Origin of the sequence: Mesorhizobium sp. M0678, assembly GCF_040320505.1 — a bacterium.
GTDB lineage: Bacteria > Pseudomonadota > Alphaproteobacteria > Rhizobiales > Rhizobiaceae > Mesorhizobium.
In genome coordinates this window covers 99818-115114 of sequence record NZ_JAMYPT010000014.1, presented here as the reverse complement: position 1 = coordinate 115114, position 15297 = coordinate 99818, and the positions used below count along the sequence as shown (strand labels likewise).

The following is a 15297-nucleotide window of genomic DNA, read 5'->3' as shown; positions in this document are numbered from 1 at the left end:
TTTCGCATCCAGCAAACCATACTCACCCCCCAAAGTGCCTAACTGCGGCTGCGTGGGTAAGTTCCGGCTGGAGCAGCGGAGATCACAGAATGGTTACCCCGCCCTGGCCCATCAGGTCGGGCTGACCGGAAACCATCGAACCCTCCATACGTTCGGATGAGGTCACGTTCTGTTTCACCTGGATAAGCATCATGACCATCCCCCACCCCCATCCCATTCGCCGCCGGTCCGGCGTTGCCTTCTGGTGGACGATGTTCGTCGGCGCGCTGCTGACGATCCTCGGCCTGCTGATCGGAGGGGGCGGTGCCTGGCTGATCGCGCTGGGCGGATCCTGGTACTATCTGCCCGCCGGGATCGCCCTGCTGGCCGCCGGCAGCCTGCTGCTTGCCGGCAATGCCGCCGGTGTATGGCTTTACGTCCTGACCTGGCTGGCGACCCTTGCAGCCGGCGGCCACCATTTCATGGAGACCAGGATCGGCGACGACATCATTGCCTACGCACTGCCAAAAAGCTGACGCCCCACGATGACGGCTTCGCGGGACGCTTCCATCCTGATCGTCGGCGCCGGCCCGACCGGGCTGACGGCGGCAGTCGAACTGGCAAGGCGCGGCATTGCACCTCGCATCATCGACCGCAAGGAAGGCCCGACGCCGCTCGCCAAGGCGGTCGGCATCAGTTCGCACAGCCTCGACATCCTTGAACCGTCCAAAGTCGCTGCCCGATTGCTCGCCGAAGGATTGAAAATTCGCCGAGCCCGTTTCTACTTCGAAGGACGAGCGCTCGGCGAGATCGATTTCTCGATCCTGCCGCACCGCCATAATTTCCTGCTGTCGCTGCCGCAGCGCGACACCGAATCGCTGATGACCGATACGCTCAAGGGATTTGGCATCGACGTCGAATGGCGAAGCACATTTGTCGGCATGGCCGAGCACAAAGGCCGCGCCGAGGTGCGGATCGAGGCGCCAGACGGCCGTGACGAGGCAAGTTTCGACCTTGTCTTCGGAGCCGACGGTGCGCAAAGCACCGTGCGTGATGCCATGGGCATCGGCTTCGATGGCTACACGCATCGGCGGCAATGGAGCATTGCCGACGCCGACATCGACGATTGGCCCTATGAGCCGATGGCCGCCCACGCATTTCTTCACAGGAACGGCGACGTCGGTTTCGTCATCCCGATCGGCGAGAAGCGTTATCGCGCGGTTTCAAACAGCGAGGATGCGTTGGCGCGCATCCCCGGCAATTACCGGATCACGCGGTTGTTGCGGGCCGACCGCTTCCATATTCCGGTACGACAGGCGCCGCGCTATCAAACCGCATGCGTCTTCCTGGGAGGCGATGCCGCGCATGTGCATTCGCCGTTGGGCGCGCGCGGCATGAATCTCGGCATCGAGGACGCCGCGTCATTCGCCAGGCGTTTCGTCGACGGCACGCTTGCCGGCTACACAAGCGAACGCCACCCGGTGGGGCAACGGTGGATCACGCTCAGCGAGCGCATCCTCTCGCTGGCCCAATCGGACAACGGCATCATGCAAGGCGTCAGGAACGCGGCCTTCAGCGTCGTCGGCCATCTGCCGCTGCTGCAACGGCCGCTGCTGAGCGTGTCGCCGGGCTCAAGGAATGACGTGGTCGCATAAACCTTTTCGCCGGATATGCGTTGTTGGGTTTCAAGCCAGGGAGATGACCATGCAGATGAAATCGGAAATCGCCGGCGAGGCCGCCAAGCAACGGCATATCCAGCGCCGTATCGACGAGAAGGACAAGTCCAAATCCAATGGCAAGCAAAAAGGCGCCATGCAGGCCGGCGCCCGCAAATATCCCGAGCCGCCCTTCCCCGAGCAGCACCAGCCGAAGCCGGGCCATGAATGGGCGATCGAGCCGGCGCCGCTTTACGATGCGCCATTTTATATCGGATCGAAAAAGCTCGACGGCAAAGTGGCCGTCATTACCGGCGGCGATTCAGGCATCGGCCGTGCGGTGGCCGTGCTATATGCGCGTGAAGGCGCCGATGTGGCGATCGTCTATCTCTCGGAGGATAGGGACGCCAAAGATACCAAAAGGGCCGTCGAAGCGGAAGGCCGGCGCTGCATCCTGATCAAGGCCGACGTCAGCGAACGCAACCACTGCCACAACGCGGTGGCTGAGATCGTGCAGGAGTTTGGGCGGATCGACGTGCTGGTCAACAATGCCGCTTTCCAGGTCCATTCCAGCGATTTCAGCGAGCTGACCGAGGAGCATTTCGATACGACGCTGAAGACCAACCTCTACGGCTATTTCCACATGGCGCAGGAGGCCGTGCCGCACATGAAACCCGGTTCGGCGATCATCAATACCGGTTCAGTGACCGGCATCGAGGGCTCGAAGCAACTGGTCGATTACTCCATGACCAAGGGCGGCATTCATGCCTTCACCCGCGCGCTCTCGGGCAACCTTGTCGAGAAGGGCATAAGGGTCAACGCCGTGGCGCCAGGCCCGGTTTGGACGCCGCTCAACCCCTCGGACAAGGAAGCCGGCGATGTTTCGAAATTTGGCGCTGATACGCCGATGAAACGGCCGGCGCAGCCGGAGGAGATCGCGCCGGCCTACGTGTTCCTCGCCTCGCCGCACTGCTCGAGCTACATCACCGGCGAGATATTGCCGATCGTGGGCGGCTATTGACGGCATGTATTTCATTGCCCTGGCCACTGATTATGACGGCACGCTGGCGCATGAAGGGGTCGTTGCCGAGAAGACGCTTGCGGCGCTTGAACGCTTCAAGAAGAGTGGCCGCAAACTCATTCTCGTCACCGGGCGCGAGCTGCCCGACCTGAAACGCGTCTTTCCCGAAGTCGCGATCTTCGACAAGGTGGTCGCGGAAAACGGGGCGCTGATCTACACGCCGGCCAGCGAGGAGGAGCGGACGATATCTCCGCCGCCCGCCCCCGAGTTCATCGCCAAACTCAGGAAACGCGGTGTCAAACCGCTTTCGGTCGGACGCTCGATCGTCGCAACCTGGGAACCGCATCAGGCTACCGCGCTCGAGGTCATCAAGAAATTGGGGCTGGAGCTGGAAATCATCTTCAACAAGGGCGCGGTGATGATCCTGCCCAGCGGCATCAACAAGGCGACCGGGCTGACAGCCGCGCTTCAGGACCTCAGATTGTCGCCGCACAACGTCGTCGGTGTCGGCGACGCCGAAAACGACCACGCCTTCCTGCGCGCCTGCGGCTTCAGCGTCGCCGTCGACAACGCACTGCCGGCAGTCAAGGATACGGCGGATCTCGTGACACGCGGCGCGCGCGGAAAAGGCGTCGAGGAACTGATCGCCAAGGTGGTCGAGCGCGATCGCGAGCTTGTGTCGAACCGCGACGGCATTCTGCTTGGCTCGGAGGATGGCAAGGAGGTGTATCTGTCGCCAACCGATACGGTGCTGATCGCCGGCAGCTCCGGCATCGGCAAATCGACCCTGGCGACCGCACTGACGGAGCGCTTCGTCGAGAGAAAGTTCCAGTTCTGCATCTTCGATCCGGAAGGCGACTATGACGGCCTCGAAGGCGCCGTCCGGCTGGGCGACGGCTCGAACGCGCCGACGAAGACGCAGTTGCTCGATCTCCTGGAGAAGCCGGACAACAATCTGGTCGTCAATGGCCTGGCGCTGCGCGTCAACGAGCGGCCGGACTTCTTTGCCGACCTGCTGCCGGGCCTTGGCGGCGTTCGCTTCCGCACGGCACGACCACACTGGCTGATCATCGACGAGGCGCATCACCTCTTGCCGAAGCGGCGCGACGACACGCCAATGGTGCTGGCCATGGAATTGCCGGGCACGATCCTGATCACGGTTCATCCGGACGCGATCTCAACCGAGGCATTGCGGCTGGTCACCGCCGTCATCGCACTCGGCCCCAAGGCGAAAAAGGTCATCAAGACGTTCTGTCACGAGACCGGCACCGAACCGCCAAAGGACAAGGACCTGAACTCTCCAAAAGACGAGCGCGTGCTGTTCTGGCGGCCGCAGGCGCGCAAGAAACCTGCCATGGTCGAGCCGATCGAACCGCGACAGTCGCTCAAGCGCCACAGCCGCAAATATGCCGAGGGCCAGCTGGACGAGAAGGGCAGCTTCTATTTCCGCGGCCCCGACAATGCGATGAACCTCCGCGCCCATAATCTGATGATTTTCGCCCAGATCGCCGAGGGCATCGACGACAGGACCTGGGAACATCATTTGCGCGCCGGCGACTATTCCGAATGGTTTCGCCACCAGATCAGGGACAAGGAACTGGCGCGCGAAACCGCCGAAGCGGAGAAAGACGGCACACTTTCGGCGCAGGAGAGCCGCAACCACGTCCTGGACGCGGTGCGCCGCCGCTATACCGCGCCCGCGACCGCGCCGAAGGAATAGATGCAAACGGCGCCCAGCCGGTCCCAAGCCGGCTGGGTTCACCTCGTGGTCGATCTCCGTCCCGCCTCGGCAGACGGCCGAGTCCCAGTCGGTTCCAACCGTCGATGGTCCATCGTGGAACCTCATCCGCCAAACGAGATTGTGTTCTATCGGGCGCCAGATCTATTCAATGCTGAATAATTGCCCGAAAGGAGATGATGGATGAGCAACGACCGGGACAAGGATGGTCCTGTCTTTTCAGCGGAACAGGCGCGGCAGGGCGAGATCATCCTGCGGACGCGGGCGCGCCGGATCATTTTCATCGCCGGCCTAGTGGGTCTCGTCTTGCTGGCATTGCTGGTGTGGTGGATTTGAATTCCTGACGGCTGGAGCGAAATCATGAAATCACAGCTTGTTGCCGAAAGCGCCGGACAGAGAACGTTCGTCGTTGTGCTTGATCCCGGCGAAGAGGCGTTTGCGCAGCTGACCTCGTTTGCGGTCGACCGTGGCGTCGGCGGCGCGTCGCTGACCGCGCTCGGTGCTTTCGAAACGGCGACTGTCGGCTGGTTCGACCCCGGGGAAAAGACCTATCGGAAAATCCCCGTCCGGGAACAGTGCGAAGTGCTGAGCGCGATCGGCGATGTTGCTATCGGCGACGACGGCAAGCCCAGCCTGCACGTCCACGCAGTCCTTGGATTGAGTGACGGCACCACGAGGGGCGGTCATCTGCTGGACGGCATCGTGCGGCCGACGCTCGAGGTCACATTGGTGGAGACGCCTGGCCATCTGCGCCGCAGGCACCGTCCCGAACTCGGCGTCGCCCTGATCGACTTGGAGGCTTGATCCGAGCCGATCATTTCGTTGATTTGACTGCGGCCGTTTCGGGTACGACCTCCCAACCGAAGACGCTGCGGCCGCCGAGCAGATGCGATTGCTCGAACTCCCCGGCGACGATTTCCTTCAGGCTTGGGCCGGTGACATAGCGCTCGACCTGCCTCGACTGGTCGTCCAGCCGCCGCAAGGCGCCGATCTCTTCGTCACGGCCGAGCCTGGCCTTCTGGACAGCCGACTTCAGCACGCCGATCGTCTCGTCATAGACCTTCAGCGGCACGGGGAACGGGTGCCTGTCCTTGCCGCCATGCGCCAGCGAGAAACGGCCTGGATCGGAAAAACGGCACGGCGCGCCATGCACGACTTCGGCGACCAGCGCCAGCGCCCGCACCGTGCGCGCGCCGACATTGGGCACCAGGAGAAGCCCGGCGAAATCTGTCGGGCCGCGCTCGGCCGCCGCCGCGATGTTGCCGTGCAGGCGGCGCATGACGACGTCGCTTTCGCGCACATCGTGGTGCGCCGGCATCACCAGATGCGGCAGCAGCTTTTGTGCCGGCTCCGGCGCTGGCGCCGAACCCCGCTCCAAAGCGGCAAGCTCCCTCACGATGCGATCCGGTCCAAGGTCGTGCAGAAGGTCCAGTTGTCCCTGGCGCGACGCTTCAGCGCGCCGGTCGGTCAGGTTGACGATCTCGCCTTGGTTGGCGCCCTCGATGGCAGCATGCGGCTGGTCGACAAAGCTCTTCAGGCCTTCGGACAGCCAGTGATAGCGGCGCGCCACCTTGCTGTCGCCGTTCATGCCCTGCTGCACCACCACCCACTTGCCGTCGTCGGTGACGATAAAGCCGTGCAGATAGAGATCGAAACCGTCCTGGACCGCGGCGCTGTCCACCTTGGCGACAAGCCGGCTGGCAGTCGCGAGGCCTTGCCCGTCGAGGCCGACACGCTCGCCGATCAGGGCAAGCTCGTGCGGGGTCTTGCGCGAATGCGCGCCGCGGCCGCCGCAAACGTGGATGCCGAGTTCGCCGGAAAGCGGCGACAGACCGCGCTTCAAGGCACCGACGACGCTGGTGGTGATGCCGGAAGAGTGCCAGTCCATCCCCATTACGGCGCCAAAGGACTGGAACCAGAACGGATGCGCCAGCCGGCGCAGCAATTCATCGCGGCCGTAATGGTGGATGATCGCCTCGCACATGACCGCGCCAAGCCGCGTCATGCGGTCGCCGAGCCATTTCGGCACGCGTCCGCCGTGAAGTGGGAGATCAGCACTTCCCGATCGCTGTGCCACGCTCTTTTGCTTGCTCCTTGAGTCCTGCCTCGACAGATAGGTATCGAAAGGGGTGTGGAGAAGCTATGGCCTGATTCAGGCCGCGATCGTTGCAAGCCGCTAGAGCAATTCCAGGAAAAGTGTGAAACGGTTTTCCGTCCGGGATTGCGCAGAAACAAAGAGATAGAGCGTTTCGGCGTTTCCGTGAAACGATGAACCGCTCTAGCGGGCAGGTTCGCTGAGGAGATCAAACTTCTGGATCTCGCAATGCTCGCCCACCGATGCCAGCAGATCCATTGGCGGTGCGCCAGTGTCGGGCCGCCTCCAACTGATCTCGAACGAGAACACAGGGTCCTTGAGATCTGGGCGCCTCTCTATTGCGACGAGGCGTGCCTGGTAGCCAAGCGGCCCGATGAGCGCATCGAGCTCCTGTCGAGCCGCGGCCTTCCAGGTCAGTGCCAACTGGGCATGGTGTTCGCGCGACATTCGAAGGTCCACCCATTTCAGGACCAGCAAGGTGGCCAGCGTCAGCGCCGTGCCGGCCGCGCCCAAGCCGTATTGGCCCCCACCGAAAGCCAATCCGATCGCCGTCATCACCCACAACGTGGCCGCCGTGGTGACGCCGCTGACAAGATTGCCGCGGCGAAGAATGGCGCCACCGCCGATAAAGCCGACGCCGGTCAACACGCCCAGCGGAAAGCGCAAGACGTCCATCGATGCAAACGAATCCGGGTGCTTGCCAACGGTCTCGAGCAGAATACTGGCCTGGATCATTGTGATGGCGGCGGCCAATCCGACCAGCACGGTGGTGCGTAGCCCCGCCGCGTGCCCGCGCGCCTCGCGGTTGAGGCCTATCAACAGGCCGGCGAGCGCGGTCAGAAGCAGTCGTGCCGCGATGTCCTGCCAGACCGGAACAACGAGGAGCATCGCGGTCACCCGTCAGGCCAAGCGCTGCTGGCCAGGAATAGCGCCAGGGTCAAAGCGAACAAGGGCAAGAGCGTCTTCATCGCAAATTCTTTTCGTCGATAAGCAACAAACGATGCGCTTGGATTTTGGTTGCGCCGCCGACGATTCACCCCGGCGATGGGCAGCGGCGGAACAAAACCTTCGGCCTGCGGGTTGGTGGGTTCACGCCAACGAAGGATTTGCAGTCATGGTCCGCTTGCTGCTTGCCGGAGCCGTCGCTTATCTGGCCTATCGCATCACCAAGGAGATCGGTGGGTCCGACGAGGTCGATCCGCGGTCGCCTTCACCCGACCAAACCGGCCGCAAGGTGCCGAGGCGGGAAAGCGGGGCGCAGGGGAATGGCCGACGGCGGTAGCGAATGCCTCAGCGGCGGCGCGGACCAGCCATGACCGCATTTCCGTTGCCGCTCGACCTTCGTCCGATGGAAGCCAAAGCCGCCGACGCAATTCCTGGCGGCGACGGGCTTTGGCAGTACGAACCGAAATGGGACGGGTTTCGCTGCCTCGTGTTCAAGGGCGACGATGCCGTCGATCTGCGTGCAAAATCGGGCAAGCCGCTTGGCCGCTATTTTCCCGAACTGGTCGCGGTGCTGCGCGATGTGAGGTCGCGGCGGTTTGTTGCCGACAGCGAAATCGTCATCGAGGTCGACGGATCGTCCTCGTTCGAGGCCCTGCAAATGCGCCTTCATCCCGCCGAAAGCAGGATCCGCAAGTTGAGCCTCGAGACGCCTGCCATGCTGGTCCTGTTCGACATGCTGGCCGAACCCGGCGGCGGGATCATCATCGAAGAGCCTCTCACCACCAGGAGGCAGGCGATTGAGGCCTTTGTCGCGTCGGCGGCACGGCCCGAACTGCACCTGTCCAAATATACGCACGACGCCGCTGCCGCCGAGCGCTGGCTGCAAGGCGCCGGCCATGGCTCGACCGACGGTGTCGTTGCAAAACTGATCGCCGGGCCATACCGGCCCGGCGAGCGCGCCATGGTCAAGGTCAAGCGGCTGCGCACTGCGGATTGTGTGGTCGGCGGCTTTCGCTATCTCGCCGGCAGCAACGAAGTCGGATCCCTGCTGCTCGGCCTCTACAACAACGAAGGCAGGCTGGACCATGTCGGGTTCACCTCGACCATCGGCAGGGACGACAGGGCGGCGCTGACCAGACGGCTGGAAAAACTGCGGGCCAAACCGGGTTTCACCGGCAAGGCGCCGGGCGGACCAAGCCGCTGGAGCACGGAGCGCAGCGGACAATGGGAACCGATAAAGCCTGAACTGGTGGTCGAGGTTCGGTTCGACCATGTGACAGGCGACCGGTTCCGGCACGGAACCAAGCTGTTGCGCTGGCGGCCGGACAAAGAGCCCCGGCAATGCACGTTCGAGCAGATCGAGTGAATCCGCTCCGAGGCACCGCTTCAAGGCTCTAGCTGCCCGCCCTACCGTTCATGAGGGACCAATGCAGAATTCACCGGTTTCCCGCGGCCAACCGAGCCTTGGCAACCATTTCCGAGGCTCGGTTGCGGTTTTGAAATCAAGCGGCTTCTTGCATTGCGCGTTCGTTGACACCGCTTTCGCCGAGCTTGGAAAGCGCTTCGTCGGTCGCGACCTCTTCCTTGAGAGTTGCCCTGAGCAGCTCGACAACGTCGCTCTTGCCGAGTTCTTCCGCCCACGCGATCAAAGTGCCGTAGCGAGCGATCTCGTAATGTTCGACGGCCTGCGCCGCGCCGACAAGCCCGGCGTCGAGCGCGGGAGCACCGTTATACTCCTCGAGCACTTCCGAGCCCTCTTCGATAATGCCGTCAATCGCCGGGCAGGTCTTGCCACGGGCCGGCTTGCCGAACTTCTCGAACACCTCCTCCAGGCGGTCGACATGTCCTTCGGTTTCCATGCGGTGTTTCTCGAAGGCGGCGGTCACTTCTTCCGACTCCGCGCCCTTGGCCATTTTAGGCAGCGCTTTCAGTATCTTCTTCTCGGCGTAGTAGAGGTCTTTGAGCCCGTCGAGGAACAGATCCTCAAGGCCCTTGCTTGCCGCCTTCGCGGCCTTTTTCGTGGTCGCCATGATCCTCTCCCGAATGGTTGGTGCCGCCTCGCAAAGTAGAGGCGTCCCATAACCCTCCGACGGGAAACAAGTTCCCTGACGGTCCGGGAGCTTTGAAAATTTTTCCGACCCGCCGTGTAGTGTCGCAAGGGGCTTCGACCTGCGGCAGCAATCGGCCAGGAAAGCGCCGTCAGCGCTCGCCGATATGCTCGACCAGGCGGGTATATTCGGCCTCGGCCAGGCCGTAGCCGCCATCCGCCAGTGCGACGAGACCATCGCGATCGCGAATGATAATTTCGCCGCGGCGGGACCGGATGAGCCCTCGCCCCTCGAGCAGCTGCAGCGCGACCGTGACACCCGGACGCCTTACGCCAAGCATGATCGACAGGAATTCGTGAGTGATCGTCAGCCGGCCGCCGTCCACCCGATCGTCACACATGAGCAGCCAGCGCGCCAGCCGGTCTTCAAGTTTCGATCGCGCGTTGACCAGCGCCGTATAGCCGGTCTGGACATGCAGATATTGCACGTAGCGCAGCAAGAACAGCCGCAGCGTCGGGCTTTGCGTCAGCGCCGCCTTGAACGGCTCGGCGTCGATCCTGGCGGCTTCTCCCGCCAGCTGCACATAGCAATCATGGACCGTACGGTCGTCGCCCATTATCAGGGCCGAGCCGGTCATACCTTCCAAGCCGACAAGGCCAACTTCCGCATCGCTGCCGTTCGGCATTTTCGCAACCACCGAACCGATGCCGTCCTCGAGGAAATAAATGGCCTCGATCGGGGATCCGGACACTTCGAGCGATTGCCGTAACTCCAGTGAACAGCGCTCGATGTGCGGCTCGAGAGATGCGAAATCGCCGGCGCTCATCCGGCGCAACAGCTTGTTTCTGTATAGATTTCTATTGGAAATTGCTGGATCAGACATAGCTAGCCCCAAAACAGGGCAAGAGCTTTTTTATCTCCCAGCCGTCCGCGCCCGGTATAACCTGCGGACGATAACGCTCATATAGGCACTGAAAGGTATGGAGCCTACTAAATAAAAAAATGAATCGATGCACGACAGTTTCTCCTGCCGCTTGCCTACGAAAACATCCGACTGAAAGTTAGAGTTGGAAACGTACCAAAGACGGTTTGGTACGAAAACGACAATTGAGGTCACCGGACGCGAAAGAGCCCGTCGCGAGGGATGCAACGGGCTCCATTCGGGCGTCGTGGGCTACGCCCAATGATCCAAATGAGGGGTGGGTTGGATCGCAGCAACAATGCAGGTGCAAGGCAGTCGTTCCCAAACTGTCTGTTTGGTAATTTCCGTACATTGAGTTTGGACGAGATCGGCGCTAATTGAATTGGAGTCGTCCACACAGACATGGCGAGTGGACGCTTGAAAGACGCTTCGCGCTTTCGCCCTTTTTCAAGGGAGGATGGCATGTCGATGCAAGGTGCAGCAACTCCAGCCGAACTGAGCGTGCTGAAAAAAGCGCTCGACGACTGCTGCCGCGAGTTGGGTGTTGCGGACGACAGTCCTGTCCGCGAGCGGTTGGCCGCCCGTATCATGTCGCTGTTCAACGAAGGCGTGCTCAGCGCCGATCTGAAAGAAGCGCTGGCCGCCGATCGCCAACACTAAGCTGCTGCTATGGTGGTGTCCTCGGTGCCGAAAGGTTCGGCACCGGGTCGGCCTTTTTAGCCAGGGATCCTGGTTGGCCAAGGATCATGGAAATCTTGTCTCCAAAACGCCCGGCGTTTGTTACCAAGCGGCAGGCGTTTTTGTCGCGAGCGTGACACTAAGGCGCGTCGCGTTCGACTGGCCTCATGCGATGCGCTTTAGGTTCCTGTTTTATGCATGTCGCTATCACAAAACCGCTGCACACTTTTGCGCGACGTGCATCAAATGCGCCCAAGCAGGACCAGGATAATGACGATAAGCAGCACCAGGCCGAGGCCGCCACCACCGTAATAGCCGGTGCCATAGAACGGTCCGCCGCCCAAGCCGCTGAAGCCGCCAAGCAAGGCAAGGACCAAGATTATGATGAGAATGGTTCCAAGGCCCATGATGTCTGCTCTCCTTGTTTGCGCTGCCGCCATTCGCATCAGCGCGTCGCATTGTACAAAGGTATGAACTCGCAAGAAGCATTCCTGTTCCGGCGGAACGGTAAGGCGTACGCTCATGCGGCGAGCAAAATGCCGGGCTGTGCCGTTAGAAAAGTCCACAGATGCGTGCCCGCGGAGAATGGCATGGCGGCCACCTTGAACACCTGAGAACATGCTGAATTCATAGGAAATTTGTCGGAACCTTCGCTCGCCCGAACGGTTGTTTTCGTAGTCGCAACGCGACGACCCTCGTAAAAAGGAGAAGCATCATGCTCACGAAAATTCTCGCAGCTTCGGCGCTTACGATCGGTCTGGCTACGTCAGCGATGGCGCAGAACGTCGGCGACCCTTCCGGAGCCGCTGCCGACGGTAGCGGGCGGACGATCGTAGTCCCGGATAATGGCGGCCCTGACACCGGCACGGATTCGACCATCACCAACAGCATTCGCGATTTCTCAACGACGAATTCGAATGCCGACCGGAATTGCCCGCCGGGCCCGCAGGGGGCTCTGCCCGATGCGACCGGCAAGGCTCCGGGCACGATGGCGCCGACGGTGAACGACAACCACTGCGGCAAGTAAGCGCCCGGTCATCACAGCCTGACGAGGCCGCGGAGCTTAAGCTCCGCGGCCGGCTGGTTTTGCCGTAAAATCAGCCTAGCGGCCGCGGTGGTCGAAGCTGACCGCGATATCCCGACCGTCCAGCGCCCGAACGATGAAGCCAACCAGCTCCTCGTCGGTTTGCCGGAACCAGGGAAAGCGTTTGCGCAAATCGGCTATGACGACGGTGGTCGAGAGAATGTCGCCGGAATGATAGTCGGCCATGATGGTATGAACGGCAGCGTCGGTGTCAATACCGATTCCTAGCGGCGACTTGATCTGCCCCACGGAAGCCTCCACCCATCTCTCCCAGCCAACGATAGCAAGACTGCCGCAAAGCGAAAGAGCTTGTACGATTCCGTACGATCTCGTGGCTTGCGTTGCACTTTGCAGGACGCAGCCGGCGTCTTTTGTTTTGCGTTTCCAAACCATTGTCTGGCGTGGCGGCGGCTGTGGCCGCCACGACCAGGCAACCTCGCCGCAGCTTGCGCGTTGAGCCATCGGAGGGATGACATCAGTCTCGGAGAACCCCCATGAAAACCCTTCTATCCATCACTGCGGCAGCGATGATGGCTGGCGCACCTGTGGCTGCTTTTGCCCAATCGGCGACGCTGACGCCTCTAACGACCGACACCATGAGCAAGGTTGACACCGCGACGTTCGTCAAGACCGTGCCCATCGCCAATACATTCGAAATCGAATCGAGCCGACTTGCGCAGACGCAGGCGACTGCCGACGACGTGAAGGCATTCGCGGCGCAAATGGTCAGGGACCACACCAAGGCCGGCGAGGACTTCAAGGCGGCGCTCAGCAAGGGTCAGACGACTTCGGCCACCGCGCCAGCCGGCCCGTCGCTGGACACCAAGCACCAGGCGCTGCTCGACCAACTCAAGGAGGCCAGCGGGGACAGCTTCCAATCGAAATATATCGACATGCAGACCCAGGCGCATAAGGAAGCGGTGGCGCTGTTTTCCGCTTACGCGAATTCCGGCGACGATCCGGCGATGAAGGAGTTTGCCAAGAAGACGCTGCCGGTGCTGCAAATGCACGAACGTCATCTCAAGGACCTCGCTGCCGCGCATCAATGAGAGCGAAGAGTGCCTTTTGCAAACGAAAGGCCGCCCCACACACGGCCTGTGTGACGCAGCTGTCGTCCGGCCACACGGCCGGGAACAAAGCACCGAGAGTGCCGTTATTTATCCGGCTTGTTCGGGGAGGATCCAATGGAAGGCGGCATTCGCGGGGCCTCAAGGATAGTAGCGCCGGCTTTCGGCGCCGTCCTGGTCGCCGCTGTCACAGGCTGAAATCGCTTTCCGAACGGGACAGGCTGCCTTCATGCGCTACGGCGAGATATTTGCAAATGTTACGGCACTCATGTTGCTGGCCTTGATGATTGGCGGCGTCTTCGTCCTGTTTGGAGAGCCGCTGTGGCCGCGGCACTACGCGAGAATGGTGCTGGTTACGGATATCGATGCCATGACCACCGCGTCGGTCCGAACAAGCTGCGTGCCCAGTCCCTGCCTGCCCGACACCATCGATCACACCGTGCTCGCTCCTCGCCCCGAGGACGGACCTTGATTTGCGATTTGCAGACGCTGGAGCCGGGTACGGAAAAGCCCGCCGCCCGAGCTGCGCGGCGGGCTTTTTTGGTGCATCAACTCACGGTAGACCGTCTGGCCACGACTAGGTCAGGATAATCACGATCTTGTAGGTATTCGGGTCGACGATGACGATCCGGCCGTCGGCGAGCACGAAATACTCATAGCCTTCGTAAGCCGGAACGATCTTGACGATGCGCGCCGGCAGGCGATGCAGCCGGACCTTCTTTCGCGGAACCTCGACACCGACAGAGATGTCGAAATCGACGCTGGAAACCGGTTGGACGTTCGTCTCCTTGATGACCTGCGTGATCTCCGTCTTCTGTTCAACGGTTACATTGTTGATGGACGCGGTCGAACTCTGGTCTTGCGTCTGCGTCGAGGCATTGCCCTGAGTCTGCTCGGTGGTCGTGGTCCCAGTCTTGCCCTGAGCCTGCTCCTCGGTCTTCATTTTCGTGTTGCCTTGGGTCTGCTCGGTGGTGGTGGGTCCGGCCTTGCCTTGGGCTTGCTGATCGGTCTTCATCTTTGTGTTGCCCTGGGCCTGCTGGTCAGTCGTGGCGCCAGCCTTGCCCTGAGCCTGCTCGTTGGTCTTCAGTTTCGGTTTGCCCTGGGCTTGCTGGTCAGTCGTTGCGCCGGCCTTGCCCTGGGCTTGCTCATCGGTCTTCAGCTTCTTGTTGCCTTGCGCCTGTTGATCAGTCGTAGCGCCGGCCTTGCCCTGAGCCTGCTCGCCCATTTTGGCGCCGTTCTGGCAATTGGCAGTGCCGGCTGCACAATTGGCGCCGGACTGGTCGTCGGTCGACTGCTGCGTCTGGGCAAGTGCAGCCCCGCAGCTGACGCTGATTGCTAGCATGCTGGTGATCAGAACGCCTTTCATGAGAGATCTCCTTGGAAAACGCGTCCCTTCACCGCGTAAAACCGCGGCTAAAAAACTTTGTTCCAAACTAATGGAGCGAGACGGCAAGCGATCCGAGTGGCGGAACAAGCTCCACCTGATGACGTTACCGGCCTATAGCGACCCCGCTGCGAACAGCATGACGCGGCGCAGCGCAGAGGTGGCTCACGACGAAAGGAGACGATCATGAGAATGCATCTTTCGGCAGCCGCGGCTGGGTTCTTGCTGCTTGCGGGTATTGGCGCCGCTGCCGCTCAGGACGTGGTCATCGAACCGCAGCAGGAGACGATCGTACGCGAGTATGTGAAAAAGCAGCCTCTGGCGTCCGTGCAGCTTCCCGGCGTGGAGCTCAATGTCGGCTCGACCCTGCCCGATACCGTCGAGCTTCATGAGGTTCCCGACGTCAAATACCGCTATGTCGTCGTCGACAATCGGACCGTCCTGGTCGATCCTGGCACGCGCAGGATTGTAAAGGTCATCGAGTGAGCAAGCGCGTCGCTTTGAAGGGACATGCGGCGCGTCCAGCATTGTCGACATCCCACACCGCTGCCCGTGTTGGGCATTCGGACGCAGAAAGGCCCGCCGCTTCGAAGCACGGCGGGCCTCAGCGGAGACGACGTCCGGACAATTTCTGAACCAGCATTGGCTTAGAACGCATGATCCCAGCACGCCCTGTGCTCG

The 15297-nt window shown here is 61.6% G+C and carries 20 protein-coding genes; 13 read left to right on the top strand and 7 right to left on the bottom strand.

The annotated features are described in order from the left end of the window. Positions 1-191 precede the first annotated feature (191 nt). From NKI29_RS23195 to NKI29_RS23170, 6 genes are all read left to right on the top strand, one after another. Complete coding sequence (locus tag NKI29_RS23195) at positions 192-515, top strand: hypothetical protein (protein WP_352797302.1); 324 nt, start codon at positions 192-194, stop codon at positions 513-515. A gap of 9 nt (positions 516-524) precedes the next feature. Continuing rightward, a complete protein-coding gene (locus NKI29_RS23190) occupies positions 525-1634 on the top strand; it encodes an FAD-dependent oxidoreductase (protein ID WP_352571870.1) in 1110 nt (369 codons plus the stop codon). Positions 1635-1683: 49 nt separating this feature from the next. Further along, positions 1684-2655, top strand: coding sequence for an SDR family oxidoreductase (locus NKI29_RS23185; protein WP_352571871.1), 972 nt, complete (start codon positions 1684-1686; stop codon positions 2653-2655). A 4-nt stretch (positions 2656-2659) separates the two neighbouring features. Then, complete coding sequence (locus NKI29_RS23180) at positions 2660-4375, top strand: HAD family hydrolase (protein ID WP_352571872.1); 1716 nt, start codon at positions 2660-2662, stop codon at positions 4373-4375. A 201-nt stretch (positions 4376-4576) separates the two neighbouring features. Further along, the gene (locus tag NKI29_RS23175) at positions 4577-4729 is read left to right on the top strand and encodes a peptide ABC transporter permease (protein WP_352457805.1); all 153 of its coding nucleotides are present in this window, start codon (positions 4577-4579) and stop codon (positions 4727-4729) included. A gap of 24 nt (positions 4730-4753) precedes the next feature. Continuing rightward, positions 4754-5197 carry a PPC domain-containing DNA-binding protein gene (locus NKI29_RS23170; protein WP_352571873.1) on the top strand — a complete coding sequence of 148 codons (444 nt, stop codon included), beginning with the start codon at positions 4754-4756 and terminating at the stop codon, positions 5195-5197. Positions 5198-5207: 10 nt separating this feature from the next. On the opposite strand, the gene NKI29_RS23165 is transcribed toward NKI29_RS23170, so the two are convergent. Next, positions 5208-6470 (bottom strand): DUF763 domain-containing protein, encoded by a 1263-nt coding sequence (locus tag NKI29_RS23165; protein WP_352449581.1) that lies wholly within the window; start codon positions 6468-6470, stop codon positions 5208-5210. A 201-nt stretch (positions 6471-6671) separates the two neighbouring features. Continuing rightward, complete coding sequence (locus NKI29_RS23160) at positions 6672-7376, bottom strand: MgtC/SapB family protein (RefSeq protein ID WP_031194456.1); 705 nt, start codon at positions 7374-7376, stop codon at positions 6672-6674. Between the two features lie 226 nt (positions 7377-7602). Between NKI29_RS23160 and NKI29_RS23155 the strand changes: the two genes are divergently transcribed. Both NKI29_RS23155 and NKI29_RS23150 read left to right on the top strand, forming a co-directional pair. Further along, positions 7603-7770, top strand: coding sequence for a hypothetical protein (locus NKI29_RS23155; RefSeq protein WP_023677102.1), 168 nt, complete (start codon positions 7603-7605; stop codon positions 7768-7770). A gap of 30 nt (positions 7771-7800) precedes the next feature. Next, on the top strand, positions 7801-8799 hold the full coding sequence (locus NKI29_RS23150) for an ATP-dependent DNA ligase (RefSeq protein WP_352797300.1): 999 nt from the start codon (positions 7801-7803) through the stop codon (positions 8797-8799). A 136-nt stretch (positions 8800-8935) separates the two neighbouring features. On the opposite strand, the gene NKI29_RS23145 is transcribed toward NKI29_RS23150, so the two are convergent. Both NKI29_RS23145 and NKI29_RS23140 read right to left on the bottom strand, forming a co-directional pair. Next, positions 8936-9463 (bottom strand): YciE/YciF ferroxidase family protein, encoded by a 528-nt coding sequence (locus NKI29_RS23145; protein ID WP_023677104.1) that lies wholly within the window; start codon positions 9461-9463, stop codon positions 8936-8938. Between the two features lie 169 nt (positions 9464-9632). Further along, complete coding sequence (locus tag NKI29_RS23140) at positions 9633-10364, bottom strand: Crp/Fnr family transcriptional regulator (protein ID WP_023677105.1); 732 nt, start codon at positions 10362-10364, stop codon at positions 9633-9635. A 501-nt stretch (positions 10365-10865) separates the two neighbouring features. Here NKI29_RS23140 and NKI29_RS23135 point away from each other — a divergent pair. Then, complete coding sequence (locus tag NKI29_RS23135) at positions 10866-11063, top strand: hypothetical protein (RefSeq protein WP_292655400.1); 198 nt, start codon at positions 10866-10868, stop codon at positions 11061-11063. 260 nt (positions 11064-11323) lie between these two features. Here the strand turns inward: NKI29_RS23135 and NKI29_RS23130 are convergent, their stop codons facing one another. Next, the gene (locus NKI29_RS23130) at positions 11324-11488 is read right to left on the bottom strand and encodes a DUF3309 family protein (protein WP_023677107.1); all 165 of its coding nucleotides are present in this window, start codon (positions 11486-11488) and stop codon (positions 11324-11326) included. A gap of 308 nt (positions 11489-11796) precedes the next feature. Here NKI29_RS23130 and NKI29_RS23125 point away from each other — a divergent pair, with 308 nt between their 5' ends. Continuing rightward, positions 11797-12108 carry a hypothetical protein gene (locus NKI29_RS23125; RefSeq protein WP_023677109.1) on the top strand — a complete coding sequence of 104 codons (312 nt, stop codon included), beginning with the start codon at positions 11797-11799 and terminating at the stop codon, positions 12106-12108. Between the two features lie 75 nt (positions 12109-12183). Here the strand turns inward: NKI29_RS23125 and NKI29_RS23120 are convergent, their stop codons facing one another. Then, positions 12184-12426 (bottom strand): hypothetical protein, encoded by a 243-nt coding sequence (locus NKI29_RS23120; RefSeq protein ID WP_023677110.1) that lies wholly within the window; start codon positions 12424-12426, stop codon positions 12184-12186. A gap of 233 nt (positions 12427-12659) precedes the next feature. On the opposite strand from NKI29_RS23120, the gene NKI29_RS23115 reads away from it, so the two are divergent. Further along, on the top strand, positions 12660-13214 hold the full coding sequence (locus tag NKI29_RS23115) for a DUF4142 domain-containing protein (protein ID WP_352797298.1): 555 nt from the start codon (positions 12660-12662) through the stop codon (positions 13212-13214). A gap of 247 nt (positions 13215-13461) precedes the next feature. Then, positions 13462-13704 (top strand): polymerase, encoded by a 243-nt coding sequence (locus tag NKI29_RS23110; RefSeq protein ID WP_352797296.1) that lies wholly within the window; start codon positions 13462-13464, stop codon positions 13702-13704. A gap of 105 nt (positions 13705-13809) precedes the next feature. Here NKI29_RS23110 and NKI29_RS23105 read toward each other — a convergent pair whose 3' ends face one another. After that, complete coding sequence (locus tag NKI29_RS23105) at positions 13810-14598, bottom strand: DUF1236 domain-containing protein (RefSeq protein ID WP_352683906.1); 789 nt, start codon at positions 14596-14598, stop codon at positions 13810-13812. Positions 14599-14802: 204 nt separating this feature from the next. On the opposite strand from NKI29_RS23105, the gene NKI29_RS23100 reads away from it, so the two are divergent. Further along, positions 14803-15102, top strand: a complete 300-nt coding sequence (locus NKI29_RS23100) for a DUF1236 domain-containing protein (protein ID WP_023677114.1) — start codon at positions 14803-14805, stop codon at positions 15100-15102. Positions 15103-15297 lie beyond the last annotated feature (195 nt).